27 protein-coding genes and 1 pseudogene are annotated in these 26436 nt (G+C 66.6%); 12 read left to right on the top strand and 16 right to left on the bottom strand.

From position 1 onward, the window contains the following. Window positions 1–271: 271 nt before the first annotated feature. Complete coding sequence (locus tag IU450_RS33900) at window positions 272–445, top strand: hypothetical protein (protein WP_195153800.1); 174 nt, start codon at window positions 272–274, stop codon at window positions 443–445. A gap of 5 nt (window positions 446–450) precedes the next feature. Next, window positions 451–1656 (top strand): Tn3 family transposase, encoded by a 1206-nt coding sequence (locus tag IU450_RS33895; RefSeq protein ID WP_195153799.1) that lies wholly within the window; start codon window positions 451–453, stop codon window positions 1654–1656. A gap of 126 nt (window positions 1657–1782) precedes the next feature. Here IU450_RS33895 and IU450_RS33890 read toward each other — a convergent pair whose 3' ends face one another. Further along, complete coding sequence (locus tag IU450_RS33890; RefSeq protein ID WP_195153798.1) at window positions 1783–2541, bottom strand: SDR family NAD(P)-dependent oxidoreductase; 759 nt, start codon at window positions 2539–2541, stop codon at window positions 1783–1785. Window positions 2542–2685: 144 nt separating this feature from the next. Here IU450_RS33890 and IU450_RS33885 point away from each other — a divergent pair, with 144 nt between their 5' ends. Continuing rightward, window positions 2686–3345, top strand: coding sequence for a TetR/AcrR family transcriptional regulator (locus IU450_RS33885; protein WP_195153797.1), 660 nt, complete (start codon window positions 2686–2688; stop codon window positions 3343–3345). A 241-nt stretch (window positions 3346–3586) separates the two neighbouring features. Here IU450_RS33885 and IU450_RS33880 read toward each other — a convergent pair. The 4 genes and pseudogenes from IU450_RS33880 to IU450_RS33865 all read right to left on the bottom strand — a co-directional run. Beyond that, window positions 3587–3973, bottom strand: a pseudogene (locus tag IU450_RS33880) (MFS transporter); the annotation flags it as partial. A gap of 514 nt (window positions 3974–4487) precedes the next feature. Beyond that, complete coding sequence (locus IU450_RS33875) at window positions 4488–4949, bottom strand: nitroreductase/quinone reductase family protein (RefSeq protein ID WP_195153796.1); 462 nt, start codon at window positions 4947–4949, stop codon at window positions 4488–4490. A 99-nt stretch (window positions 4950–5048) separates the two neighbouring features. Next, entirely contained in the window at window positions 5049–6050 is a 1002-nt protein-coding gene (locus tag IU450_RS33870; protein WP_195153795.1) for a zinc-binding alcohol dehydrogenase family protein, read from the bottom strand. A gap of 4 nt (window positions 6051–6054) precedes the next feature. Further along, on the bottom strand, window positions 6055–6630 hold the full coding sequence (locus tag IU450_RS33865) for an NADPH-dependent F420 reductase (protein WP_062977933.1): 576 nt from the start codon (window positions 6628–6630) through the stop codon (window positions 6055–6057). Window positions 6631–6780: 150 nt separating this feature from the next. Between IU450_RS33865 and IU450_RS33860 the strand changes: the two genes are divergently transcribed. Together IU450_RS33860 and IU450_RS33855 are read left to right on the top strand one after the other, a co-directional pair. After that, entirely contained in the window at window positions 6781–7392 is a 612-nt protein-coding gene (locus IU450_RS33860; RefSeq protein WP_324197924.1) for a TetR/AcrR family transcriptional regulator, read from the top strand. A 361-nt stretch (window positions 7393–7753) separates the two neighbouring features. Continuing rightward, the gene (locus IU450_RS33855) at window positions 7754–7954 is read left to right on the top strand and encodes a hypothetical protein (RefSeq protein WP_228835512.1); all 201 of its coding nucleotides are present in this window, start codon (window positions 7754–7756) and stop codon (window positions 7952–7954) included. 307 nt (window positions 7955–8261) lie between these two features. Here the strand turns inward: IU450_RS33855 and IU450_RS33850 are convergent, their stop codons facing one another. Then, a complete protein-coding gene (locus IU450_RS33850; RefSeq protein ID WP_195153793.1) occupies window positions 8262–9224 on the bottom strand; it encodes a ferritin-like domain-containing protein in 963 nt (320 codons plus the stop codon). Window positions 9225–10151: 927 nt separating this feature from the next. Between IU450_RS33850 and IU450_RS33845 the strand changes: the two genes are divergently transcribed. From IU450_RS33845 to IU450_RS33835, 3 genes are all read left to right on the top strand, one after another. After that, on the top strand, window positions 10152–10529 hold the full coding sequence (locus tag IU450_RS33845) for a hypothetical protein (RefSeq protein ID WP_195153792.1): 378 nt from the start codon (window positions 10152–10154) through the stop codon (window positions 10527–10529). 403 nt (window positions 10530–10932) lie between these two features. Beyond that, entirely contained in the window at window positions 10933–11709 is a 777-nt protein-coding gene (locus IU450_RS33840) for a MauE/DoxX family redox-associated membrane protein (protein WP_195153791.1), read from the top strand. Window positions 11710–12202: 493 nt separating this feature from the next. Beyond that, entirely contained in the window at window positions 12203–12505 is a 303-nt protein-coding gene (locus IU450_RS33835) for a twin-arginine translocation signal domain-containing protein (protein ID WP_195153790.1), read from the top strand. A 403-nt stretch (window positions 12506–12908) separates the two neighbouring features. On the opposite strand, the gene IU450_RS33830 is transcribed toward IU450_RS33835, so the two are convergent. Beyond that, a complete protein-coding gene (locus IU450_RS33830; RefSeq protein ID WP_324197923.1) occupies window positions 12909–13481 on the bottom strand; it encodes a helix-turn-helix domain-containing protein in 573 nt (190 codons plus the stop codon). A 61-nt stretch (window positions 13482–13542) separates the two neighbouring features. Here IU450_RS33830 and IU450_RS33825 point away from each other — a divergent pair, with 61 nt between their 5' ends. Next, entirely contained in the window at window positions 13543–14283 is a 741-nt protein-coding gene (locus IU450_RS33825; protein WP_195153788.1) for an SDR family oxidoreductase, read from the top strand. Between the two features lie 511 nt (window positions 14284–14794). On the opposite strand, the gene IU450_RS33820 is transcribed toward IU450_RS33825, so the two are convergent. Continuing rightward, window positions 14795–15658 (bottom strand): class I SAM-dependent methyltransferase, encoded by an 864-nt coding sequence (locus IU450_RS33820; protein WP_195153787.1) that lies wholly within the window; start codon window positions 15656–15658, stop codon window positions 14795–14797. A 104-nt stretch (window positions 15659–15762) separates the two neighbouring features. After that, window positions 15763–16371 carry an XRE family transcriptional regulator gene (locus IU450_RS33815; protein ID WP_228835510.1) on the bottom strand — a complete coding sequence of 203 codons (609 nt, stop codon included), beginning with the start codon at window positions 16369–16371 and terminating at the stop codon, window positions 15763–15765. A gap of 93 nt (window positions 16372–16464) precedes the next feature. Here IU450_RS33815 and IU450_RS33810 point away from each other — a divergent pair, with 93 nt between their 5' ends. Together IU450_RS33810 and IU450_RS33805 are read left to right on the top strand one after the other, a co-directional pair. Further along, window positions 16465–17469: an NAD(P)/FAD-dependent oxidoreductase gene (locus tag IU450_RS33810; protein ID WP_195153785.1), complete on the top strand. Its 1005-nt coding sequence runs from the start codon at window positions 16465–16467 to the stop codon at window positions 17467–17469. A gap of 118 nt (window positions 17470–17587) precedes the next feature. Continuing rightward, window positions 17588–19186 carry an MFS transporter gene (locus IU450_RS33805; RefSeq protein WP_195153784.1) on the top strand — a complete coding sequence of 533 codons (1599 nt, stop codon included), beginning with the start codon at window positions 17588–17590 and terminating at the stop codon, window positions 19184–19186. 159 nt (window positions 19187–19345) lie between these two features. On the opposite strand, the gene IU450_RS33800 is transcribed toward IU450_RS33805, so the two are convergent. The 4 genes from IU450_RS33800 to IU450_RS33785 all read right to left on the bottom strand — a co-directional run bounded on the left by IU450_RS33800 (window position 19346) and on the right by IU450_RS33785 (window position 23856). Then, window positions 19346–20347 (bottom strand): LLM class flavin-dependent oxidoreductase, encoded by a 1002-nt coding sequence (locus IU450_RS33800; protein ID WP_195153783.1) that lies wholly within the window; start codon window positions 20345–20347, stop codon window positions 19346–19348. A gap of 19 nt (window positions 20348–20366) precedes the next feature. Next, window positions 20367–20669 carry an ArsR/SmtB family transcription factor gene (locus IU450_RS33795; RefSeq protein WP_181720243.1) on the bottom strand — a complete coding sequence of 101 codons (303 nt, stop codon included), beginning with the start codon at window positions 20667–20669 and terminating at the stop codon, window positions 20367–20369. Window positions 20670–21481: 812 nt separating this feature from the next. Then, window positions 21482–21841 (bottom strand): hypothetical protein, encoded by a 360-nt coding sequence (locus tag IU450_RS33790; protein WP_195153782.1) that lies wholly within the window; start codon window positions 21839–21841, stop codon window positions 21482–21484. Window positions 21842–22359: 518 nt separating this feature from the next. Continuing rightward, entirely contained in the window at window positions 22360–23856 is a 1497-nt protein-coding gene (locus tag IU450_RS33785) for a hypothetical protein (RefSeq protein ID WP_195153781.1), read from the bottom strand. Between the two features lie 378 nt (window positions 23857–24234). Between IU450_RS33785 and IU450_RS33780 the strand changes: the two genes are divergently transcribed. Next, entirely contained in the window at window positions 24235–24693 is a 459-nt protein-coding gene (locus IU450_RS33780) for a GNAT family N-acetyltransferase (RefSeq protein ID WP_195153780.1), read from the top strand. A 20-nt stretch (window positions 24694–24713) separates the two neighbouring features. On the opposite strand, the gene IU450_RS33775 is transcribed toward IU450_RS33780, so the two are convergent. Genes IU450_RS33775 through IU450_RS33765 form a run of 3 tightly spaced genes read right to left on the bottom strand, consistent with a single transcriptional unit; the run spans window position 24714 to window position 26026 of the window. Then, window positions 24714–25310, bottom strand: coding sequence for a hypothetical protein (locus IU450_RS33775; RefSeq protein ID WP_228835509.1), 597 nt, complete (start codon window positions 25308–25310; stop codon window positions 24714–24716). Then, window positions 25307–25747 (bottom strand): nucleotidyltransferase domain-containing protein, encoded by a 441-nt coding sequence (locus IU450_RS33770; protein ID WP_195153779.1) that lies wholly within the window; start codon window positions 25745–25747, stop codon window positions 25307–25309. Before IU450_RS33770 ends, IU450_RS33775 begins: the two co-directional genes overlap by 4 nt. 6 nt (window positions 25748–25753) lie before the next feature. Beyond that, window positions 25754–26026 (bottom strand): nucleotidyltransferase domain-containing protein, encoded by a 273-nt coding sequence (locus tag IU450_RS33765; RefSeq protein ID WP_195153778.1) that lies wholly within the window; start codon window positions 26024–26026, stop codon window positions 25754–25756. Window positions 26027–26436 lie beyond the last annotated feature (410 nt).

Genomic DNA, 26436 nt, shown 5'->3' with positions numbered 1-26436 from the left:
CGGCTGGCGTTCCTGCTGTGGGTGGCGATGGCGGCGGCGGTCTCCGCCGGAGCGCTGAGCTGGGGGCAGTGGCCGGTCGCCGTGAGGGTGACCAGTCTCGCGGTTCGACTTCCCCGTGGCCGTGCTGGGCCGGATGCGGTCGGACCGAGTCCTGCGCGGTTGCGCACCCGTATGGCAGCCCGGCGTAACCGGTCGCCCACTACGGCACGGCGGCGAGCTCGTCTTCGACGATCCTGGGACCTGGGTGAGCCCGATACCGCCGTCACGACCGATGCGGACCGAGCTGGAGGCGCTGCACGCGGCGCTGCCGAAGGCGGGCTGGCTGGAGATCGCCGAGCGCAAGCAGGGCGCGATCAAGCTGGCGCCGCTGCCGCCGACGGCTGAACCGCACAACCTGCGGAAGCTGAAATCGCAGGTCCAGACCCGTGGGGTGTGGTGCCACTGATCGACATGGTGAGGGAAGCGGTGCTGCGCACCGGCTGCCTGCGCGGGATCACTTCGGTCGCCGGCCGCGGCAGTATGCCGGAAGACGTTCTCGCGGAGCGACTTCTGCTGACGATATACGCCTACGGCACCAACACCGGCATCAAGTCGGTGTCCGGCGGCACCGGACACACCGAGGACGAGATCCGCTACGCCCGCCGCCGTTACCTCAACGCCGACGCCGCGCGGAAAATCGCGATGGAGATCGCCGACGCCACCTTCTCCGCGCGACGGTCGGCGATCTGGGGCGAGTCCTCGACCGCGATAGCCTCGGATTCCACGCATTTCGGGGCATATGACCAGAACATCTTCACCGAGCATCACTCCCGCTACGGCCGCCGCGGCGTGCTGATCTACTGGAGCGTCGAGCGCAACGGATCGGTGGTTGTGCATTCCCAGCTGCTCAACTGCTCGGCCAGCGAGGTCCACGCGATGGTCGACGGCGCGATCCACCACGGCACCGAGATGGCCGTGGAATCCTCGTACGTCGATACCCACGGCCGGTCCGAGATCGGGTTCGGAATCACGAAACTGCTGGGCTTCGACCTGCTGCCCAGGATCAAGCGGATCAACAAGGTGAAGCTGTACCGGCCCGCTGTTGGGGAACCGGACCTGTGGCCCGGACTGAAACCGGCGATGACCCGGCCGATCAACTGGACGAAGATCGCCGAGCAGTACGACCAGCTGGTGAAGTACGCGACCGCGATCCGTACCGGCACCGCCTCCACCGAGGCGATCCTGCGCCGGTTCATGAAGGCCAACTCCACGCACCCGACCTACCAGGCGATGATCGAACTCGGCTGTGCACAAAAGACCGTGTTTCTAGCCCGCTACCTGCGCTCCCGGGAGCTTCAACGGGAGATCAACAGCGGCCTGAACGTGGTCGAAGCCTGGAACGGCGCGAACTCGATCATCTTCTACGGCAAGAACTCCGAAATTGCCTCGAACCGCCGCGACGAGCAGGAAATGAGCGTGCTGTGCCTGCGGATCTGCCAGGCCGCACTCGTCTACGTGAACGTGCTGATGATCCAGGACATCCTCGACGACCCCGACAACCCGATCGAGCTGGGTGCCGAGGACGAGCGCGGAATGACCCCGCTGTTCTGGTCGCATGTGCTGCCCTACGGCGAGGTGAAGCTCAACATGACCAGCCGCCTGGCGCTCGGCGGATAGCCGGGTGCCAGGCGGGTGCTGCGGGACCCTGATGCGCCAGAGCTGGACGAGGATGAGGACGAACCGGTCGGCTCGAAGTGAGTCGGGGCCATCACTGCCTGCCTTCCCACCGGCGGTCGCCCGGCCTCACAGGAAGGCGCCGCCGGAGACCTCGATGCGCTGGGCGGTGACCCAGCGCAGGCCCTCGGAGGCCAGCGCGGCGATGGCGGCGCCGATCTCATCAGGTTCGCCGACGCGACCGAGAGCGGTCTGTCCGGCCAGAACCTGGCGCATTCCGGCGTCGTCCCGCATCGCTCCGCCGTTGAAGTCGGTGGCGGTCGGCCCCGGGGCGATGGAGTTGACCCGGATGCCGCGAGGTCCGAGTTCTGCGGCGAGGGTGCGGCTCAGAGCTTCGACGGCGGCCTTCGAGGCAGAGTAGACCGAGGTGGCGGGGCTGGTGTGGCGGGTCAGTGACGTCGAGACGTTGATGACCTGGCCGCCCTGGGCCAGCAGCGGCACGAGCGACTGGATGAGGAAGAACGTGCCCCGGACGTTGGTACCCATCACCGTGTCGAAGTCGTCGATCGTGACAGCCTCCAGCGGCCCGAAGACTCCCACTCCCGCGTTGTTGACCAGGACGTCGAGCCGCGAAGTACCCCAGCACTCCAGCTGCGCTCGGACTTCGGAGGTGAAGGACGCGAAGGAGGAGACGTCGCTGATGTCGAGCCGGAGAACAGCGGCCGTCCCACCCACGGCCCGCACCTGTTCCGCAGTCTTCTCGGCCCCGGCCGCATCGCCGCGGTGGGTGACCACGACCCGCACCCCGCGTGTGGCCAGGGCGATGGCCGCGCTGCGCCCGAGGCCACGATTCGCACCGGTCACCACAGCGATCTTGTCGATCGTCATGAACTTCCTTCCACGTGACAACCAGGATGAGCCCGCGTGCCACAGATCAGATGCGAGTCACACGACTCGCCTTGCTGGTGCAGCCTAAGTAGCCTCCCGAGGCGAGTCAAGTGACTCGCCTCGGGACTACGGCATACTCTCCGCATGGCAGCAGAACTCACCGCGCATCACCGCAGGCTCGCCCAGCAGAAGCGCGAGGCGATCACCTCCGCGGCCACAGAACTGTTCTTGGACCGCGGCTACAACGGCACCTCCCTCGCACGGATCGCCGAAGCGGCCGGGGTCTCGAAGTCCACCCTGTTCAAGCAGTTCCCCACCAAGGCGGCCCTCTTCGAGGCCATCGTCACCGAGTCCTGGCAGCGCGACGCCGGCGATACCACCGCGCGGCCACAGGCGGGAGATCTGCGCGCCGGGCTGAGAGCCATCGGCCACCGCTACGCCGACCTGATCGGGGAGCCCCGCATGACACGCCTGTTCCGGATCGTCATCGCCGAACTGCCTCGTTTCCCCGAACTGGGACGGATGCAGTTTCAGCTCGGCAAACTGCCCTACTTCGCCTCCGTCCAGCACTACTTGGAATCCGAGCATGAGGCGGGAAACGCTGACGTGCCCGACGCCGAGAGCGCCGCAAACCAGTTCCTCGGCATGATAGCCAACTACGTCCTGTGGCCCCGCCTGCTGCTGACCGGCTGGAACCCCGCAACCTCCGACATCCACAACGCCGTCGAAGAGGCCGTCCAGACGATGCTCGCCAGATACACCCCCGGCCCGCTGGCCTGCCCGAAGCCGGAACTTCGACACTGACGCGCAATGCAAAGACTGCGACGCCTTCACTCGCGATACCTGTCGGCAAACGGTCCTTTGACGACAAGCATTTTCTGTCCGCAGTTGCTGTGTCTAGATGAGTCCGTGTCCTGTTCGGACAGCGTGGAGTTCGTCGCCGTCGAGTCTGAATTGGACGATCACGTGTCTCTTTTCCCGCAACGATTGTGTGCTGTAGATCATACTTCGCTTGAATGTCCCGGTTGGCGGGGCAGGAGCTTGCTCAGCGGTCGGATTGCGCAGAAACGAACGGTGCGGGTTTGGCGGCCCAGGCCAGTGCGGCGAGGGCGAGTGCCATGCAGGCGGCGACGTAGCCGAAGGCGACTGCGGGTGAGGCGACGGTGTAGAACAGTCCGGCGATCGTGCTGGCGATGACGTTGCCGCCAGCCTGGACGGTGGCCAGCAGCCCGAAGGCCGAGCCACGGAGGTGTTCGGGTCCAAGGGCGGCGACGGCGGCGTGTTCGGCGGTTTCTGCGCAACCGATGCCGATCCCGGCGGCGATGAACGCGACCGCGAGTAGCGCGATAGCTGGACCGGTGACGGCGAAGAGCACGTAGGACACCAGGAACGTGGCGACTCTGGCCGCGACCACGAGCAGTGGACCGCGCTTCCCGAGGCGGTCGAGACCTTCCCTGTGGGAAGGCCACGACGGTCGCGGCGATGTTGTAGGCGGTGTAGAGCCCCAGCGCGATTTGCGTGGCCGTCTGGAGCCCGTGGCGGGACTACCAAAGGATGGGAACGGGGCTGACCAGGAACTTTCATCGGCACATTGACGGTCGAGGAGACTTTAGCTTCTGGGCACGGGTGGGAGACCCTTATGAACGCCAACGCGCAGACAGTTGCTCGGTTTGTCACGGTCACGATGGGGCTGGTCTCGGGCTCACATTCCTCTTTGGCTTCGGCAACGTTTTGAACTTGGCGTTGAAGGTGCAGGTACCCGTGTTCGCAGCGCCGCCGGTGGCGGCGGACCGAGCTGACCCATAACCTCACGCTCGAGTTCGTCGCCGACCTGCAGCTATACGGCCCCTTAGTCGGGAGCGACGTCGATCCACAGGATGGTTCGGTCGGCGTCGGCCGGATGGCGGGCGCCCGGGTGCGAGCCCGGGCGCCCGTGGCGAGTTCGGTCAGCTTTCGGTGGGTTCGAGCAGGATCAGCGGCACCTCACGGTTACCGGTCTCGACGGCCCGGGCGCGAAAGTCGGCGAAAAACGGGTAGAGCTCGTCGGTGTAGGCCAGCCAGTTCTCCCGCTCCGCACCTTCGGCCACCCGGGCGGTCATCAGCCGGCGATCGGGACCGTCCTGCAGTTGCACCGTCGGGTGCGCCACGAGGTTGTGGAACCAGCTCGGATTGCGAGCCTGGCCGCCGGCCGCCGCGCCGATGGCGTAGACGCCGTCACGCTCGATGCGCATCAGGGCGACCTTGCGCAGCTTGCCCGAACGGGCGCCGCGCATGGTCACCACGACCACCGGGCCACCCTCCGTCGTCGCGCCTTCGCGGCCGTCGGTGCGCTCGTAGAGCTCGACCTGAGCGCGGGTCATCGCGTCGGCACTGGGGACGTACTCGCCGTCGAGCAGATCCGTTGTCATGTCAGGGAATTCCTTTCATCGGGGGTGGCGTTTCACGCGCGGCCGTGGATGTCGCAGCCAGAACCGGCGGGACGGTGGAGCCGAACACGTTCACCGGCTTCAGCCGGTTACCTGGATCACGGTCTTCCCGATGGTCCGGCCGCTCTCGGCGAGTGCGTGCGCCGTATTCATGCTCTCGGCGGTCAGGCCCTCGAGCGTGGTGGTGACGATCGGGCGCAGCCGGCCCGCCGCGACGTCGTCCGCCGCCCGGGCGAGGATCCGGCCCTGGCTGCCGACGTCACCGCTGGCCACGATCTTGCTGAACACCATCTCGCTGTGCAGCGACAGCGACTTGCCCGTGAAGGCCCGCGGGTCGAAGGGGCCGGTGAGGTCGATGGAGGCCAGGTGACCGAAGGGGCGCAGCACCTCGACGATCGCCTTCAGGTGGCCGCTGGTGCCCGAGGTAGAGAACACCAGGTCGACGTGGTCGATCCCCGCTGTGTGGAGCTGTCCGGCCAGGTCGCCGCGGTGGTCGACGACCAGGTCGGCGCCCATTGCCGTTGCCCACTTCCGCGACTCGGGCCGCGAGGCCGTGCTGATCACGAATGCCGGCGTCGTGGCCTTGAGCAGTTGCGTGGCCATCGACCCGACGCCGCCGGCTCCGCCGACGACGAGCACGCGGCCGACACCGGGCAACAGCGCATCCTGGTCGCGAAACAGCGATTCCCAGGCCGTGAGGACACCGATGGGCAGCGATGCGGCGTCGGTGAACGCGAGCTGGTCCGGGATCTTGGCAACCACCCGGTGGTCGACCGCGACGCGCTCGGCCCAGCTACCGTCGCGGGTGAAGTCGCCGGTGCCCATCACCCGGTCCCCGACCGCGAACCCGGTGGCCGCGGGCCCGGCCGCGGCGATGACCCCAGCGAACTCCCAGCCGAGGATGACCCGCCCGCCGGGCTCGGCGCTGCGCGTCTGCCGGATCGCGGCTTCACCCGGGTTGATGCCGATCGCGCGGACTTCGATCAGCAGGTCACCGTCGCGTAGCCGAGGTTCGGCGACCTCGGCCAGGGTGATGGCGAACGCGTCCAGCGCGTGCGCTTTCTCGTAGGCGAGTGCCTTCATGGCTTCAGTCCTGCCTCAGGGCGTGCAGTGCCGAGAGCGGGCCGCCGATCTGCATCAGGCGGCCGCCATCGCGCAACGACCCGGCGTCGACCGGCGCGAATCCGATGCCGTCGGCGACGGTGTGGAAATCCGCCTTGGCGGCCTCGTCGTCACCGGCGTAGAACAGCAGCTGCCGCCCTTCCGTGTGCCGGGGATCGGCGGCGATGTACTGGGCGTAGAGGGTGTTGAACGCCTTGACCACGCGCGCGCCCGGTGCGCGCTCCGCGACGAACTCGCTCGCCGTCTCGACCTCGAGGTCGGCGAAGGCGTTGGTGGTGTCGACCAGGATGCGGCCGTCCCACTCGGGCAGCCCGGCCAGCGCGTCACCGACCTGCGGCCACATCACGGTGAGGAAGACCATGTCGGCGGCGGCCGCTTCGTCGGCCGTGCCCGCGCTCGCGAGCGGCCCCAGCCGGGTCACGACGTCGAGCAGCGTGTCAGGGCCGCGGCTGTTGCTGAGCGTCACCTTGTGGCCGGCCGTCACGAGGTGGCCGGCGACGGCCTGCGCGACCGTCCCGGCGCCGATGGTTCCGAAGTTCATGACCGTCCCTTCAGTCTTCGATGACGTCCGTCATCATAATTAATGATTATAGGCATCATTATTAACTGTCAAGCCCGGACTCCTCCGTGGACTCTCGTTTTGATGATGAGTAACATCGGGAGAGACGAGCTCGCCGGGAAGGTGGTCGACGTGCCCCGCATCACGCAAGAGCAGAAGCGGCTCAACCACGAGAAGATCGTCAACGCGGCCGGTGCGGGATTCCGGCTGCGCGGCATCGACGGCATCGGCATCGAGGAGCTGATGAAGTCGGCAGGCATGACGCACGGCGGGTTTTACAACCACTTCGCCTCGAAGGACGACCTCGCTCTCGAAGTCCTCCACCAAGGCTTCACCGACTCACTCGAGGCGCTCGACGCCATCCGCGAAGCGCATCCCCGCTCGGCGCGCGCGGCCCTGCACGACATGGTCGACGGGTACGTCAACGCCGAGCACCGCGACCACCCCGAGATCGGCTGCGCCTCGGCCGCCCTCGTCTCCGACGCCGGCCGCCATGGAGCCGCCGCCCAAGCCGAATACCGGCGCGGGCTTGACGGCTACTTCGCCACCATCACCGACATGCTGCTCGAACGCGCACGCCAATCCGGCACCGAACTAACTCCCGCCGAAGCCCGCGAGCGCGCGGTGGCGCTGTTCAGCCAGATGGTCGGCGCGCTGGTCCTCTCCCGGGCGATCGCGGACGCTGCCCCGGACCTGTCAGACGAGGTGCTGACGGTCAATCGGCGGCGGCTCAAGAAGCTGTGACCACCGTCGTTCCGGCCACCCCGACGGAGCTAGTCCGGCGTCGGGCAGCCCCGCATGGCGCCGTCGGCGTGTCAACAGTCATGACAGATGTTGCCTCGACAACTACCGCGACCGTGGAATCGGGCACGGGGCAGCCGTGCCGCTTCGCCCGGGCCGGGCGGCTGGTGAGCTGGTCGTATCGACCCTGCGGGCGGCGGCCGGATCGGGCGCCTTGTGCCCACGCGGCTGGTTCGTGCGGCGTCATCCACACCAGTGCTCCACGAGCAATGATGTTCTGGCATCGTTTCCGATCACCACGCCCGGTGGTAGCGAAATCGACCGTCCCGCTGCCCGGCGCGGTCAGCCGTTTTCGGTGACGGTGGTGTCCGGGTGGCGCCGGCTGGTTTCGGGTTTGACGAAATGCCCGGTGATCGCCGACGGCCAGTACACCTCGCACGCGGGGCCGGCCTACGTCTTCGGCAAAGGCCACTGCGTGAACTGGGGCGGCCACATCGACAACAGACACGTGCAGATCTACAACACCAACTGCGCCGGAGAGCACCGGGTAACCTTCACGAGGTGACCGGAGCTTCCTCGCCGTCCGCAACGTCACCGGGTCGCCGCACATGGCCCGGAAGGCCGGAAGGCCGCAACACACGCCCCGAGTTGCCCGGCAGCGGAGTGTAAGAACCAGAACCCTTGTGGGTGAAGGCGATCGGTCCTGATTCTATCTATCGGTGTAGTCGGTGATGCGGTCGCCGTAGATCAGGGCGAACTGCTGCAGGGCACGTTTCCAGGCGGGGGTGTGTCCGACGACGTGGGGGCAGTTGTTGCGGCGGTCGCGGGTGGACCAGGTAGAGCACCTTCACCGCAGGCTGGTTCGATCGAGCTCAGGTGAGTCCGGCGACTTCTTGGGCGATGGCCGCGAGGCGGGTTTGGGCGGCGGACACGACGCCGTGGCGGTTTTTGTGGGCTTCCTCGTAGGCGACGATCGCGCGGATGTCGGCGGAGGCGGTGAGTTCCTTGACCGCGGCGACGGCTTGGGAAACATTGAGGTATTCGTAGTCGTCGACGGGCAGCTCGTCGGGCTCGAGCACGCCGGTGCTGCTGCGGATCGACCGCAGCGCGTCGGCGGCGGTGTCGGCGCCTTCGCGGCGGGTGACCTGCTCAGCGGTCTCCAACGCGGCATCGCGGGAAGCAGACAGCGTCTTGACAGCGACATCCCCGGCGCGTGCGCCTTGGGCCAGCAGTTCACCGAGTGCGGGTGTGCTGGCACGCACGGTGTCCAACGCCCGATCCAGCCCGCGGGTCGACCAGCTGACCGGGAGGTTGAACAGCTTCACCGCCGTCCCCGCAGCGGCCTGCAAGGGGGTGCGGCGCAGCGCGGCCGGCCCACCGAGGGCGTCCTCGGCCAGGACGGTGGTCAGCCAGTCGACGGTGGCCGAATGCGCGGTGATCAACCGCTGCGCCAACGCCACCACCTCACGCAGTCCAGCGGAGGTGGCGAGGGCTTTGATGTAGCGGGCGCGGTCGACCAGCTGGTGTTCGAGAGCCAGGTCACCGAGCAGGGCCTCGTCGAACGGCAGAGCCTGCTCGACCATCGCCTTGACCGCGGCGGCAGCTTGGCCGAGGAACGGACCAACCAGCTCCGGCACATCACCCAGCTCGCGGATGGTGGCCTCGATGGCCTCGGCGCGGGCGCGGGCGTTGTCGGTGTTCTCCGACAGCTCTCGGCGCACCGCTTCGGTGCGGGCCTGGGCGATGCGGGTCTCGGCGACCTGGATCTCGGTGTTGGTCAGCGACAGCACAGTGCGGAGCTGCGCGAGCAAGGTTGTGGTGTCTGGTGTGCTCATTATGGATCTCGTCCCTTCTGTGTTCGACAGCATCGGGTCGGCGCAAAGGTGCACCACTGCCGGCGTTACCCACCCCTACCGGCCAGTAACACCTCTTCGCTTGCTGCGGATGTGCGACCGGAGGTTCATGGGGGGATGCTCGGGCGAGTGCTGAGCTGGGACGACCTGGCAGGGTAGGCGCGGAAAAGGTGTGAAGACCCGCCCCGGAAGGGTTCGCTGTGGATAGGCGGGTCTGCCATCACCGTGGAGATATGTGGATCACGGGGTGTGCGTTGGTCCGGTCATGCCCATGGCTTGCTTGCCGCGCATCGCTGTGGGCCACGCCGGTCCTGATGCAGGGTCACGAGCGAGGAGAATGCGCCCGCGACGACGGCGATACTAGATCCCCTCCCCACCGTCATACCTGAAACATGAAGTCACAGGTGTCTTTCGGTGTGTCGGCGGTAACTGTCGGCTTGGCTTGCGCGACGACCCTGTCGGGTGCAACTGGGTGGTCACCACCGGTGTTCGGCGCCCGAATCGGATACGGCCGCTGCCGCCGAACCAAGCACACAATCCCCCTGCCCGGCGGCAGCGCCCCCGTCCCGCACCTGTGGAGCGGTTCAGATTCCTCGCCACTTGGTCGCGGGTTTGCGGAATGCTGCTGGACGGCATCGAGGTCGGAACCGGATGTTGAGGGCTGGTGCGCCGGCGGTGGGCGTGTCTGTCGAGGTCCAGACGCTGAGACTCCGAGCATGAGTGCCCATGTCCAGGGCGAACGAGACAAAGACCGCACGCCGAGGTGACAGACGGTTCTGGCGTGGCTCCGACCGGCGCATACCGCGGGGTGAGGGTGCGTTGGTCACGACTATGCAGGCCGAGATCTGGCATCGCCGACAGCCACCCGCTTCGGTGATGCAAGCCCTGGGCACTCGATGCGGTCATCCGGTGCCCGCGTCGGACATGCGCGTGTTCGCCGGACTGGACAGCATGCTGCGAGTCTGCGGCTGGACATTCATCAAAGAATGCTCCGGACCGCAAATCCTGACCTGGAGCTACGGGCCCTCCGACGCCGGAGCGGCCTACCTCGACCGCGGACGCGAACCCATCACCACCATCGTGGCCGTCCTCGACCGCTCCGTCGCGACGGACACCGTGCGAGACTGCGCGGTCGAAGTTCTGCTGGTCGGCGAGCCGCGCGGGCACAGCCGCCGCACCACGCTGGCAGGGCTCACCACCCATCTCGGAGCCATCGAAGCCTACCGACCCGGCGATCGCATCACGATCCCATTCGCGACCGGCCGCGCTCGACACCCCCGCATGTGAGCGACACCGGAACAATGGACGCGCCGACGACGGTCAGGAAGTGCGGTCAAGCCCTGATGATCGTCCGTCCCTGACCGCATCGCTGCGGCCGGGTATGGGAGCGGCCGGGGCCGGGCTTCCCACGACCGTGTTCGGGGTTGGGCTGAACGTGTGGCCCGAAACCACCTGACGGGCGCGGTTTCCGATACTCTCGCATGGTCTTTCTTGGGCCCGCGCGATAAGGCGGGCTGGTCACGGTGTTTCCTCCGGGCCCGTCTCCGGGTTCGGGACTTCAGTTCTGCGGTATCGGTCCATGGTCGATAGTAGGTGGAGGGCACGTGCATATCCCGTTCTCGAAAACGATCATCACGCCGTATCACGGTGGGTGTGCAGGTTCGCTGTCACCGGATAGGCGGTGGCGGCGATGATCGGAATCGTCTGCGAGCTGCTTGTGCGGGGCGGTGTGGGAGGTCTGCTGGTGTTGGCCGGGTTCGCCAAGGCCGCCACCACTATGGCCTGGCGACTGGAGTGGCTGGACTCCTACCAGCTGCTGCCGCGTCGGCTGCTCGCTCCGGCCGCGTGGGGATTGCCCGGGGCCGAGCTGGTGGTGGGCGCGATGTATGTGCTGGGTGTCTTCGGCCGCGCGGGCGCGGTCGCGGCCGCGATCGTGTTGGCGGTGGTGAGCGCCGCGGTGGTGATCGCGCTGCTGCGCGGGCAGCAGGTTTCGTGTGGGTGTCTGGGCAAGGTCGGCACGCTGATCTCGTGGCCGGTGGTGGGCGCGATGTATGTGCTGGGTGTCTTCGGCCGCGCGGGCGCGGTCGCGGCCGCGATCGTGTTGGCGGTGGTGAGCGCCGCGGTGGTGATCGCGCTGCTGCGCGGGCAGCAGGTTTCGTGTGGGTGTCTGGGCAAGGTCGGCACGCTGATCTCGTGGCCGGTGGTGGCCCGCAACGCGGTGCTCATCACCGCAGTGCTCTGGACCGCGGTCGGTGGTTTGCGCGGACCGGCCCTGGCCGGGTTCGCACCGGGCATCCAGGTCACCGTGCTCGCCGCCGTGGTCGCCGCGTTGAGCGTGGGGGCCTACCGCCGCCGCGCGACCGAGCCGGGCCACGACCCGACCACCCATCCGCATCACCTGAACGCCCGCGAGCCGGCGGATCTGCCCTTCCCCCAACCGCCCTCGACTCAGCAGGCCCACTCGTGAGCACACGCCGTGACCTGTTACGTCGTCTCGGCATCACCGCCATCCTCACCGCCGGCATGTCGGCGATAACCGCGATCTTCCCCGAAGTCGCCAACGCCGCGTGCAAGTACAACGGCTGCAAATGCACGTCCTGGGCGCACGGAGTGTATTGCGGTGGGTGTAACGCCATCACAAATCTCGGCTCGGGCGGTGCATGGTCCCACGCCTACATGTGCAGCGGTAGTAAGTCATGCTGCGATTACGGCCCACGCGCCAGTTGTGAGGATTTCTCGAACCCCGCCCCGTGCGGCGGTTGATCCCGTCGTGGGGTCAGTGCGCCACCGCACCCGGTACCGGCAGTCCGCGTCGGTGGGTCCGCGTGCGCGGCGCGCGGGAAGCGGCCGGGTCGGGGGCGCGGCACGCAACCTCATAGCGGTCACCGCCGACCACCGGCGCACCGTCTCGGGCGCCGGGGTAGTCGGGACGCTTCCAGCAGCAGAAAGGGCGACAAGTCATGACGATCTCTCGCAGAAGCTTCATCCGCCGCGCCGGGATCGCCACCGCGAGCGGTGCATTCCTGACCGCACTGACCGCACTGTTTCCCGAGATCGGGGCCGGCACCGCCTACGCGCGGCCGCGCGGATCGGCGCAGGATGTGTCGGTGGAGGACTGTTCGGACCCACGCCGGTGCGAAGCACGATGCAAATGCAACAACTACAAGACCGGCAAATGCCAGAAGTACGGCAGTCAGGAAGTGGCCTGCTGGTGCACCAACGACAACCAGCGATGGCACGCGGCACCGTCCACCTGTCTGTAAGCGCCTGCACCGGCAACAGAAATCCTCACCGTGCGGCTCACAACGCGTTGCACGTCATGGTCTCGCTCACCATCGCCGGGACTGCTGGTCCGTGGCTGGATGGCAACCAACGGCGTCGGTGCGGTGGGCCTCGCGGCGGCTCAGGCGCCGGCGTGGACGGTGCACCTCAACGGCGCTCGAGTGGCGATGCTGCAACGGAGACCGGTCACCGCACCAGGCGGTCGAGCAGATCAAGCCGTACCTCGACGCCCGGCTGAACCACCTGGTCAACCGCCACTTGGCGCTCCGAGCGCGCCTGCTATATCAAGCGCTGCGACAGTGGCCGTCTCCCGGCTACTCGCTCAGCGGACAGGCCAGGGCGCGCCGTGCAGCTGACATCATGAGCGCGCAGCTGCGTAGTCGCTCAACGGCGGTGTGTGCGGAGTCCGTCGACGAGGATCGACAGCAACCGCGGTCCGCGACTGTCGAGCTCCGCGTCGTCGAGCCGCGACAACCAGCTGATGAGCACGATGACGTCGCGGGCTTCGGTATCGGCGCGGATGCTGCCGTCCGAGCGACCGGCCGCCAGCAGCAGTTCCACCGCCTCACCGATCGGGCCGAGACTGTGGGCAGCGAGGTCGCGCCAGGTCGCAGCCTCGACGGCGGCGAACACATCACGCTTGACCCGGGCGTAGGCGGCCACCCGGTCGAACCACGCCGCCAACGCATCCGGCGGCTGGTGCGTTGTCAGCAGGCGAGCCGCCGCGGCAACCAGTTCGTCCACTTCATGGCGGTAGACCTCGGCGAGCAGGTCCTCCCGGGTCGGGAAGTGCCGGTACAGCGTGCCCTGCCCGATACCACAGGCCTTCGCGACCGCGTTGAGCTTCAGCTCTCCCGGCTCGTGCATCAGTTCTCGTGCCGCTCGAAGGATCCGTTCGCGGTTGCGTTGCGCGTCCGCGCGCCGTGGTTCGCTGCTGCTCTTGACAGAAGCGGACACGTGTCCGCTAAGGTCGGGTAGATAACCGGACATATGTCCACTTTAGCTGGAGGAGATCGTCATGACCATTCACGGCAAGGTCGTCGCCATCACGGGCGCCAGCAGCGGAATCGGTGAAGCAACCGCTCGCCACCTCGCCTCACTCGGCGCGGCCGTTGTCCTCGGCGCCCGACGCACCGACCGGCTCGACCGGCTGGTCGCCGAGATCGAAGCCGCTGGCGGCGCCGCGGCCGCCGCGCGGGTCGACGTCACCGATCCTGCGGACCTCCGCTCGCTCGTCACCCTCGCCATCGAGCGCTTCGGGCAGTTGGACGTCCTGGTGGGCAACGCCGGGATCAGCAGAATCAGCCCTATCGCCGACCTGGACGCCGAGGGATGGTCGGCGATGGTGGATGTGAACGTCAAGGGAATCCTGCACGGCATCGCTGCAGCGCTACCGGTGTTCCGCCGCCAGGGCAGCGGGCACCTCGTCACGGTCCTCTCGGTTTCCGGCCTGAAAATCGTCCCCACCCAAGCGGTGTACGCCGGAACGAAGAACGCGGTCCGCACGCTCCTGGAGGGCTTGCGGCAGGAGAGCACCGATGGGGTGTTGCGGACGACGTCGATTTCCCCGGGCCTCGTCCGTACCGAGTTCATCGACCATGCCGTTGACGATCCGGCCTTGCATGAGCACGTCAGGAAGAACATGGCCGATATCGGCATCGACCCTATGGCGGTAGCTCGCGCGATCGCATTCGCGGTCGATCAACCCGACGACGTCGAAATCGGGGATCTGACCATCCGGCCGACGCGCCAAGGCTGAATAACCCGCTCCTCGGCGTGACCGGACACGCCACAAAGACGGACATCCGCCCCGGTGCGTCACACCTGGCCGACACTCGAGCGATCTCGATCTCGCCGATCCGATGTTTTTCCCGACAGAGCGTCCAGTCATCCAGATCGACCAGCTTGAAGTGCCGCATCGCATTATCATCCGAGCCCCGCCTTACGATCAGGGCACCTCGCCGCGGCGAGAGAGAATCCGGTGGCTTTCGGCTCGGCCGGGCCAAGAGATGGCGGTTGTGTGGTCGGGTAGGAAGGTACAGCAACCATGGGCCCACGCGTGCCGGGTTGCCGAGGACGTTCGGTTCCCTTTTTCCAGGTGTTCCTGGCGGTGAGCATGAAGGTGCGGTAGGCGGGCAAAAGGCGTGGCGGAAGCGTGCTTCGTCGGTGACCTCGTACGGAATTCGTTGGGGCGGGCGGGGTTTGATAGGCCCACCGCTCCAGGCACATGCGCGGTCGTCGCCAGCTGGACCATCGGGTTGCTGACTTGGTCAGCTGGCGCGGCGGGCGGCCCAGACCGTGCGTTCGGTGCGCAGGGCGAGGTCGTCGTGGCGCAGGATGCAGTGTGGGCTGCCGGTATCGAGCAGCCGGTCGAGCGCGGTGAGGTCCTCGGTGGAGATCGTGCCAGCACCGCCGTGGCGTAAGCGCTGCAGAACGGCGAGCGCGTAGCGGCCGACGGCTGGAGTCCGCGAGCCCTCGATGTTGGCGGTGAAAGTGCGCACACCTTCAACGGTGAATCCGGCAGAGGTCAGCATCGGACCCCAGTCGGCGCCACGGTGGGACACGTGCTCGGCGCGGAAGTGGGCGGTCGCGGCATGGCACCGCTCTTCGAGACCGGGCCGATCGGCGGGCCTGGTCTCTGGTAGGAACCGCGGCAGTCCTGCCAGCTCGACGATGGCGAACAGGCCGCCGGGCGCGAGGGCGTCGTGGACCTTGCCCAACGCTCGGACAGGGTCGGCCATGTGGTGCATCGAGGCCGACTCCCAGACCAGGTCGGGCGCGCCGAGGTCGGGCCAGTCGGCAGCGTCGAGGTCGGCCGCAACGGTGTCCACACGCTCGAGTTCCCCGGTGGCACAGGCCTTATCGCGTAGTCGGCGGAGGTGTTCGACGGAGGAGTCGACCGCAGTGACATGCGCGTCAGGAAAGTGCGCGAGGAGGGTGAACGTTCCGGCGCCCGTGCCGGCGCCCAGGTCCACGATTGAGCGTGGCGCAGCCTGGACGGGCAGCCATGCCGCGATAGCGGTGGTGTACTCGGCGAGGACTTCCGCATCCAGATCGAGGATCTCGACTTGGCCGTTGGAGTCCGCGACATGGGTGGTCGCGTGGTGGGTTCTGCTCGAATGTGTGTGGGCCATGTCCATCACGCTATGACGCCATGCGTAAATAGCAAGTAATCTCCCAGTATGCGCAAGCATTGGGTTGTCGAGAGTGCCGCACACGCAAGTGCTCGGCTGCGCGATCAGGTGCACGAGCCATCGCCTGCGCGGTCCTCGCTTTGCTCTCCCTCGCTGTCGCGTTGGTGGCCTCGGCGGGCGTCGCGGTCGAAGATGCCGAGGATTTCGCACGGGCCGCCTTCTGTGCCGATGGCGTGCGGCAGCATGGTGGGGAACTCGGCAGCCTGGTTGGTCTCGACGCGGAACCGCCGGTGGCCCAGCATGAGGATCGCGGTGCCGGACAGGACGACCAGCCACTCCCGGCCGGGGTGCGCGCGCATGCGGGCGGGATTGTCCGGCGGGGGTTCGGTCATCCGCTGACGCACGACGCTCATGCCCGGTTCGCCCTTGATCGACCAGCGCATCAGACCGTGCGCGGCGTCGATCATCGGACTGATGATGACATCGTCGGCGGCGGTCTCCACCAGCTGATCCAGCGTGGTGTCCAGCGCGCGGGCGAGGGTGACCAGCTGATCGAGCGCCAGCCGCCGCTGGCCGTTCTCGATGCGGGAGAGGCTGGACTGGCTCAGGTGCGCGCGGGTGGCCAGTTCTTCGAGGGACCAGCCCTGCGCCACACGTAAGGCGCGGATGCGTTTGCGTACGAGGCTGTCCAATTCACCATCTTCTTGCGCCATGGGCAACATTGTATGCCTTTGATGCAAGGTGCGGTTATGGTCGCTCGCAGACGTCCAGAACAGCTGGACCAGGTGTGTATGAAGGGTAAGAGCATGGCGGAGAACGTTTTCACCTACGCATCCGACACACTGCCCGACGAGACCATCGACGTCGTGGTGATCGGCGGGGGCGCCGCGGGCCTCAACGGTGCGCTGATGCTGGCCCGCTCCCGTCGTTCGGTCGTCGTGATCGACAGCGGCGACCCCCGCAACGCGCCTGCCGAAGCCATGCACGGGTTCCTCGTGCTCGACGGCACCCCGCCCGCGCAGTTACTCGAGCGAGGTCGCCAGCAGGTGCGCCACTACGGCGGCCAGGTCGTGTACGCGACCGTGGCTTCCACCGCGCCGACCGACCCGTCCGCTGACGGTGACCTGCGGTTCACCGTTGCCTTGACCGACGGCCGCACCCTGACCGCCCGCCGTGTGCTGGTGGCTACCGGGCTGCGTGATGTGCTGCCCGACGTACCCGGCCTGGGGCAGCATTGGGGGCACAGCGTGGTGCACTGCCCGTACTGCCACGGCTGGGAGGTACGTGACGAGCCCATCGGCATCATCGCCACTGGACCGGGCTCGATCCATCACGCCCTGCTGTTCCGCCAATTGACCGACGACCTGATCTATTTCACCGGCGACACCGACCTCGACGACGACACCCGCGCGCGCTTCGCCGCCCGCCACATCACCGTCGTCGACACGCCGGTGGCCGAGGTCGTCACCGCCGCCGACGGCACGCTCACCGGTGTCCGGTTGACCGACGGGCGGGTCGTGGCCCGCCGCGTCCTCGCCGTCGCCACCCACATGCAGGCCCGCACCGCGGGCCTGGAAGAACTCGAGTTGCCGATGGAGGATCTGCCCGACAACATGGGCCGCCGGTTCGCCTCCATGATGGCGGGCACCACCGATGTGCCCGGGGTCTGGGTGGCCGGCAACGCGACCGACCTCACGGCCCAGGTCGGTGCATCCGCGGCGGCAGGCGCGCTGGCCGGCGCGCACATCAACGCCGTGCTCGCCACTGCCGACACCGACGCCGCGCTGGCCGCCGCACAGATCACCACCTGACCGACAGGGCCCGCTACCTCCACCCGGGCCCGCCGCGACCACACATCGCATCCCCAACACGGCGACCGGACATCGACCGCCGCGTCTAGTTCGGCATGCCCATTTCCGAGAGGAAGCCATGGACACCAACCAACCCACACCTGCGGTTCCCGCCGCCGACGATAGTGGCTCCACCCCGGACGCCGCTCGGCTGCGCGCCATCTTGGTCGCGGTCTCACTCGCACTGATGGCCGTCATCGCGTCGGTGTCGGGGCTCAACGTGGCCCAGCCCCAGATGGCTGTCGAGTTCGGCGCCTCACAGAACACCATCCTGTGGATCATCAACATCTACACCCTCACCCTGGCCGCGCTGCTGCTGCCGCTGGGCGCGATCGGCGACCGCCTGGGCCGCAAACCCATGCTCGTCTCCGGTCTCGCCGTTTTCGGCGTCGCCAACGTCGTGGCGGGCCTTGCTCCGAACGCCGAGGTGATGCTCGGTGCGCGCGTGGCGGCTGGCATCGGCGCGGCCATGATCATGCCCATCACCCTTGCGGTGATCACCTCCACCTTCCCCGAAGAACAGCGCGGCAAAGCGATCGGTGTGTGGACCGGCGTCGCCGGAGGCGGCGGCATCCTGGGCATGTTCCTGTCCGCACTGCTCGTCGACGTCGCCGACTGGCGCTGGCTGTTCGTCCTTCCCGCGGCTCTGGTCATCGCAGCCCTGGCCACGACGCTCAACGCCGTGCCGAACTCTCACGAGGACGCCTCACATGCCTTCGACACCGTCGGGGCGCTGATCTCCGTCGTCGCCGTAGTCGGTCTCATCTTCATCCTGCAAGAAGGCCCCGAACGAGGCTGGACCACACCCGCGACACTGATCAGCCTCATCGTGGGCCTCATCGCCACCGTCGGATTCGTGGCATGGGAACTGCGCCACCGCGACGCGGCACTACTGGATGTCCGCCTCTTCGGTGAGCGCGGCCTGGCCGGCGGCTCGATCACGCTGCTGGTCGTCTTCGGTGTCCAAGCCGGCATCGCCGTGGTGCTGTTCCCGTTCTTCCAGGCGGTGCTCGGCTGGTCGGGCCTGCTGGCCACGCTGGCCCTGATGCCCATGGCCGTGGCGATGATGATGACCTCCGGCCTTGCCCCAAAGTTGGCCGAGCGCATCGGCTCCCGCACGACCATGGCGATCGGCATCGCCGTGGGCGGCGTCGGCCTGGCGCAAATGGCCGGGTTCGCCTCCGTCGACGGCGGCTACCTGTCCATCCTGCCCGGCATCATCGCCATGGGAATCGGCATGGGCCTGGCGATGACTCCCTCCACTCAAGCCATCACCAGCTCTCTGCCACAAGAGAAGCAGGGCGTCGCCTCCGCACTCAACGACGTCACCCGCGAATTCGGCACCGCACTCGGTGTCGCCCTACTCGGCGCGCTCGTGGCCACCGGCTACCGCAACGCCATCAACGGCAAGCTCGACGGCATCCCGCAGGACACCGCGAACACCGCACGCGAAGGCATCGCCAATGCCGTCAACGCCGCCGACGGTGCAGGCTCTCACACACAACAGCTGATCCAGGCTGCACAACAATCCTTCGTCGACGGTTGGCAGCAGGCCATGTGGGTGGGCGTCGGCGTCATGGGTGCCCTGTTCCTCTACATCCTCACGGTCGGCCCGAAGAACACCCTCGCCTACCCAGCGCAGGATGCCGAAACGCCCGAGCCCATCACATCGCGCTGACCCCGCAACAACCTTCAGCTGACCTCCTCGGCGTGCCGAAGCACCGCCAGGCGCCGGTTCGCTCGCCGGACCAGATCCTTCTCACTCCATACACGTTCGGGCACGGGACTCCTTCGTATCAGGAGCCCACAGTGTCAACAACCTCCGTCAGTTTTAGAACTAGCGGGCCGTCGCGGCCGCCATGGCGGCGCCGGTGAGTTCGACAGACCGCACTCGGTCGTCGATTCGGGTGGCTTGGTGGGCGAGGATGAGTTCGTCGGCGTGGGTGGAGGTGGCGAAATCCTCGAGGTATTCGCGGACTTCGGTGGACGTGCCGACGGCGGTGTACTGGGTCATCGAGGCGAGTTGGCGGCCGTTGGAGGAGGCGAGGAATGCGTCGATCTCCGCGTCGGTGAAGTCGGGGCCCGCCGCACCTCGCGAGATCATCATCCGGGTCCGGGCACGGTAGGCGGTCACCTTCTGCTCGGCCGCCTCGTCGTGGTCCTCGGCAGCGAATACGTTGACTCCGGCCATGACGTATGGTTCAGCCAATTGCTCCGACGGCCGGAAGGTGTCGCGGTAGACGGCGACCGCTTGATGCAGGGCGGCCGGTGCGAAATGAGATGCGAAGGCATACGGCAGGCCGAGCTGCGCGGCGAGCTGAGCACCGAACAGCGACGAACCCAGAATGTAGAGCGGCACAACACCTTCCGCGCGCGGAACCGCGCGCACGCCCGGCACTCGCGACTGCCCTGACAGGTAGCCCTGCAGTTCCAGCACATCCTGTGGGAAGGAGTCCGCGGACGACGGGCTACGGCGCAGCGCGTGCATGGTTTTCTGGTCGCTGCCCGGGGCGCGTCCGAGCCCGAGGTCGATCCGGCCCGGAAACAACGTTTCCAGCGTGCCGAACTGCTCCGCGATGACCAGCGGTGAGTGATTGGGCAGCATGATGCCGCCCGCGCCGAGCCGAATGGTGTCGGTATGCGCAGCGACATAGCCGATCAGAACACTCGTGGCGCTCGATGCGATGGAGGCCATGTTGTGGTGCTCGGCGTACCAGATCCGCCGGTAGCCGCTGCGTTCGGCGGCTCTGGCCAATTCGACGCTGTTGTCGAAGCTGTCACGTGGGGTCTGGCCGGGTGCGATCGATGCCAGATCGAGGATGGACAGTGCGATGGGCATATGACGCTGCCTTTCGGATTCAGAGAACGCGATGGAGTTGTTCGGTGAAAGCGCGAATGCGGGCATCGTCGCGGCGGTAATACGTCCACTGCCCGCGCCGCGTGGCATGGAGGAATCCGGCGCGCTGCAGGATCGCCAGATGCACCGACATGGTCGAAGCCGAGGTCCCGGCCTTCTGCTGGATGAGGCCGACGCAGACACCGAGTTCGGCCGTATCCCCCTCCCGCCCAGGGAAGTTCGACTCCGGGTCCTTGAGCCACTCCAGGATGCGCAACCGGGTCTCGTTCGCCAGTGCCTTGCACTCGTCGAGCACGCTCACCATCCTTCGATATTTCGCTAATTAACGAACTTACGCCGCGAGTTCCCGTCGGGCACCATGACACTGCTCACTCGGTCAATCGTCACCCGGCGGGAACTGCACCGTCAGCGCATCGGGACGGGCAAGGTGCGGCTCCGATCCGGCACACGCCGACAAAGGCAGGCGGCCGAATCAATCAGCACATGCGGCTCAGGCCAGGCGCGGTGTGCGGCGATGCCGAGTAGGAGCGGCAGGGCGGTGCAGTAGCCGCAGGTCACCCGGGACCGGTGATCAGCGTATCTGTCGCCACATTTCCCACCGTTGTTGTCACCGACCCGCGCACCCGATGCCACCGCGGCGAACGAAGTGGGCTCCGAGCGTATGCAAATGCCGTTTTCAGACCGTCTTTCGAACCTCTCTCGGCGAAGTCCGATCGGTCACTTGCACGCGATAAATCAGGCGACGTCGGTGGGTGAACCCCGCGATAATGGCCGCCGTGGAAGAGGTCGAGGTTGTCGTCGCGCACCACGAGCGCGCGACCTTGCGCGTCGACCCCGCCCCCCGTAGGTCAGATCAGGGTGACCCCGGCGAGCGAGCAAGTTATAACATATGGCCCACAACTGCAATGGATGCGCGGCAAGTAGCCGATGACGGCGTTGTAGCGTGCCATGCCGCACGCAGATGATGTGCCGGTTACCCGGTCTCCGGTATCGGGGGAAACCCGCAGGAGGTAGCGCGAGAGCGCCTAACCCGGCAGAGCTGGCCCGCCGCGCTACCTCCGATATCCGTGTTCGGTTTCGGGCATAGCCCGCGAGTACCACGATCCGATCTGAGAGTCAGAACCGCGTGAAACCTGTGAGCAGTGGCCGCACCGCCGCCTGGTCGGCCGGTCCTGAACGCAGCCCGGCGAGCACCTCGTCGGACATCTCACCGTAGGTCTCGAACGACTGCACTGTACAGTGGGCCATCACGTCCTGGATGTAGGGATCAGACATTTTCCAGTGCGCGAGCACGGCTTCGGAGTCGGGATACAGCTGGAAGCTGTGGGCCAAGCCGCGTTCTTCGTCGAGAAATACCTGCACCATCAGCTGCGGGCCGTGTTCTTCGACGAACGTCACCGCCCGCCGCACGGCCGCCTCGAACTGTTCGAGGTGGCCGTCCGTGATCCGCATGGTGTTGTGAAACAGGATGCTCATTCCTCGATCATCGAACCTCAAGAGCAGTTGAGGTCAAGCCGAACCGGCACTACTCTCCCGCGATTCGCTCCCGGCGAATCGGTTCGGCTGCAGTCCTCGTCCGCCGGTCCCGTGATGAACCCCCATGGGCTGAAGAACTACAGGTGAACATGGATTGGATCGGCCACACCACAGCAGAGTTGGTCAAAAATCAATTCGGCCGCTCTGCTGCGACCCTGTTCAAGCGCGGACACGCACACGTCGACGTACCCAGGGTTCACCAACGGCACGATCCTCGGCGACTGGCCACAGTGTCCGAGGTGCTGGTCGCGCTCACCGGCGAGCCCCCTCTCGCCCGCCTGTAGTGACAGGTGCCTGTGCTCACCACCTGCGGGCGGCCTTCCCGCACCGCACCTGCAAGCCGCGGTCGGCGCGGAGTTCGAAACGGGTATGCGCCGCATAGTGTCCGCCGCGTGCGCCCCGGAGCTGCTGCCAGCAGCCAGATCAGCATCGACGCCGGCGTGCTCGTCGGCGGTCTGTCACGCGTCGTGGATTATCGAGCCGGAGAACTGCATGGTGATCGAAGTCGCGTTCGACAAGTCGGTTGTCGACGGGTCGGCCATGATGCACCATCCGGCGAAGGGCGTCGGTTCGAAATAGGCGTAGCTCACCTGCTGGTCGAGGGCGCCGTCGACTTCGACGTAACCGTAGGTGCCGTCGTCGAAGCTCCAGTCGGGTGGTCCGTTCTTCTTGGCAGTGACCCGGTACTCGAAGTCGAGAGCCAAAGGCTTGGAAGTGAATTGATACGTTTTGCCTCGATAGCGATCGAGGTAGTTGCCTTGGTTGCCGAGGGTCAGGTTGATCGAGCTGCCGTTTCGCGGCACGGCATTGTCCACCCAGATCCGGACGCGGGTGAGCCGGACTCGGCCGAAACCGGCGAACTCGTCGGTGTCCAGTGGTACCTCGAAGCGGGCGGTCCCTGTTTTCTTGAATTGGGCGAGGACGTCGGGGGCGTTTGTGCTGTTGATGGTGTATCTCTTGTCGGCGAGGATCTGCGGCGGCGGGGAGAAGTGTTCCAGGGCCGTCGCGGAGTCCATGGTGATGCTGGTCAGGTTCGTCAGCCCGGCGTCGAGTTCGCCGATGTTGTCGAGGATGCGTGGGCGCACTACCGAGGGTGCCAGTGCCCAGTAGAAGTACGAGGCGCGGTAGCCCTGCAGGGCGGTGAACAGCGAGCTCTTGGTGTCGAGGTAGCGCTGGTACAGCTGCTGCATCAGCGCTGCCAGCGGAGCCTTGCCGTGGACCAGGGAGTCCAGGTATTGCTGCAGTTGCTGCTGTTCCTGTTCGGCCAATTGTTTTTGCAGGCTGACCGCGGCGTACTGTTGGCCGGCCGCGACCGCAGCCGCTTGGGCGGCGGCCAATTCCTGCCCGTGGATGGCGACGGCGTCGACGGCTAGTTTGAGCTCGCGTGCGTAGCGGATGCCTTTCTGGATCGGGTCGGCGAGCATGGCATCGGTGTTTTGCTGGTAGATCTGCCACTGGTAGGTCGCGGTGAGATCCGCCCCGCCGGTGTCGAGGTTCATGTCCCTGAGCTTGGCGGCGTATTCCTCGGCGTCGTGGAAGTTCTCGACGGCGTCGACGATCTCCTTCGACAGGTCGTAGACCTCTTTCAGTGCCTCCGCGATCTTTTTGAGCTGGTCCATGCAGTTTTTGAGGCTCGCGGCCAGGTTCGCGATGTCACTGCCGGCCTGGGCGGCGGCTTCCACCGCCTCCGCTCCCTCGATCGCGCTGCCCGCGGCGGCGGCGCCTGCGGCAGGGTCGCCGACGAACATGGCGCCGATCCCGACGCCGAAGGTGATGACCGCGGTGCTGAGGTCGATGATCGCCTTGAGGATCTGTTGATTCTTCCATTCGGGTACGCCGATCTCCTCGAAGTCGATCTGGGTCTCCTCGGCAGTGTCCTGAGCCGCCGTCAGCCGTTGCTGCGCGGCGGTGACCGCGGCGCTGGCGTTGTCGAAGTTGTTTTTCGCTTGGGCCAATAGTTGAGTGGTGTATTGGGTCTCGTAGGTCTTGTTCGCCAGCGGCGCCTTGGCGAGCTGAATGAAGTTGTCGGTGACGACGGTTTGGGTGCTGAGGGCCTGGTAGTCGGCCTCGTACTGTTTGGCTTCGGCGACGAAGGCCTTCGCGAGCTCGGTGTAGACCTGCCGACTCAGATACGGGACGAAGACTGTTCCATCGGACCAGCTTGTCGACGTAATCTATGCATTTTTCCGCCCAGTCTCGGGGCTCCAGCTCAGGCATGCAGGAGATCCTACGTTCAATCGAACATAGTTTCGATAGCCTGGCTGTTGCCGGGGGGCACGATCGACCCGCGTGGATCTGGACCGATTGATCGTGAGGCCTCCATACTGAAGTCCGTGAGCGCATGCGGAATCGAGGGCATCACGTTCCAAGCGAGCCATCCACCCGAGGATCCCCTGCGCCGGGTTTGGGTCGCTGTTGACGACGAGGGCCATGCAGTGGCTGCGTTCGTGGCGTATCAGCCAGCGCCAGGTGAAGTGGCGTTTGACCGCGGTGCGTACACCGTCGAATGCATGCGTCGCCGCGGCATCGCCACACAGCTCGCGCGTCACGCTATCGAAGCTCTGGCGGCCGAAGATCCGCCCCTCACGCTGTATTACTTCCAGACCGCTACCCCCGGAGGACACCGGGTGGCCGAGCGCGCGGGGGCCAAGCCGTTCCCCAAGAGAGCTGCGAGCCTCGCCGAAAATGGGATCGAGTACGAACCCTTCAACGAGGCCGACGCGATCGCGGAGGGGCTGGACGCCCTACGCGCCGCCGCGGAACGTCTAGGTTTGCCAGCCCCTGAACCGTAGCGACATTCAGGTAGCACTCGTTACGTCGCAGTGGCGGCCACGATCCGCTCGACCTGCTCGGTCACCCAGGCACGCGACACCGACGCCAGGCCGTGCGCGTCCGCGCCGACGTGGATCTGCGGGCCGCGGACCTGCACCTTGGAATGGGTGTGGCCGTGGATGATGATCTGGCCGTCATCGGGCACGCGCCATGACTCGAACCGGTTCTCCGGGGTGTGGTCGCCCTCGGGGTCGTGCCGGAACGGGAAGTGCGTCAATATGACGCGCTGCCCGGCGATCTTGTGCACCGCGGTCTGCTGCACCGAGGCGAACCCGTTGGCCAGATAGATCGACTGCCACTTCGCGGCCAGGGAGCGCATCGGATGGCAGCCGTCATGATTGCTGGTGACCAAGTGCTTTTCGCCGGGCCGGTCGGCTAGCCAGAGCAGAGCGTTGAGTTCCTGACGTTTCCGCCGACGGAGATGTCGCCGAGCACCCACACCCCGGTCGCCGGTGGCAACCTTCTCGTCCCAGAGTTCGGCCAGCTTCCGGTCGTGGTCGGCGGGGTCGTCGAACCCGCGGGTCTCGGCAACGTGGCGGTGCCCGATGTGGAGGTCGGCGATATACCAGTCGTTCACGCGGGCAGCTGCCCTTTCAGGTCAGCGATGCGGATGCGGCGCATCAGATCATCGAGCCGATCGGTTTCCGGACGTTCTGGTAGCGGCGATTTGGCCGCGTTGAATCCGCGCTCGTTTTGGGCGAGCAGGTGGCGCAGCGCAGTGGCCTCGGGATCGCTCATCACCTGTTCGCCGATGCCCATGATGCGGTCCCGGTCTTGGACGCGGACGGTGCGTTCGCCGGTGCTGTAGAGCTGGAATCCTTGGATCAGCAGCCGTGCGACGTGGCGGGCGTGTTTCTCGCGGCGGCGGTCGCTGGAGTCGGTGTCCTGTCGGCCGCGTCGCACCAGTTTGTCGAGCTGGTCGGTGACGTAGCCGAGATAGGCGTTGCGGACCGCTCTGGTGCTGAGCACATCACGGCGCAGCACAATCAGCTCGTCGCCGAACTCGGTGCGCACCAGGTATTAGTCGAGCCACAGCAGCTCGAGGATCGACGGGTTGCACTTCAATGCGAGGCGCAGGAACTTGCGGACCTCGTGGTAGGTGGCGTTGTCGTCGCCGCCGCGCCCTTTCTGTGTGGCGCGCTCTGCACGCGACTTGATCTGCGGCAGAGTGTATTTGCCATCGCCGCTCACGCGACCGGCCTCGTGAGCCAGCACGGTGCAGGTATGTACGGCAGCCCCCGACAACAGCTGGTACTCGCAGCCCGTCTTGTATCCGGTGGACGGGCAGCTCATGGATCACTGGGTCTCTCCACGGCGCCGCTACGCCTCCCTACAGATTCCGAGCGCCGATGCCTCTACGGGAAGTCCGCGAGAACCGCAGCGATGAACTTCTCGTAGTAGCGCTGCGCGATGTCGGCGAACATACGTGTGGCGTCCTCGGGAGTCCGGTCTTGCCCGCCGACACGATAGGTCGTGCGTCCGGGCGCAGGGACGTGCTCGGGATGTCGCGGTGCACCATCCGATGACGCACTCCCACCATCTCTGGATAGCCGGGATCGGCCAAGGCGTCCAGTGCCCACGTCTGCAGGTTCGGCCGCAGGACGGCACCGCCCTGCATGGCCTTGCCGAGTTGCCTCAGATCCGATTCTATATCGGTTATGCCTACGCACAGCCGGTATGCGGCGGCAGCGCACGCGTCCAGG

It is taken from the genome of Nocardia abscessus (genome assembly GCF_015477775.1).
GTDB classification, from domain to species: domain Bacteria; phylum Actinomycetota; class Actinomycetes; order Mycobacteriales; family Mycobacteriaceae; genus Nocardia; species Nocardia abscessus_A.
Note: the sequence above shows the minus strand (reverse complement) of the source record. Positions and strands in the feature narration are given on the sequence as shown.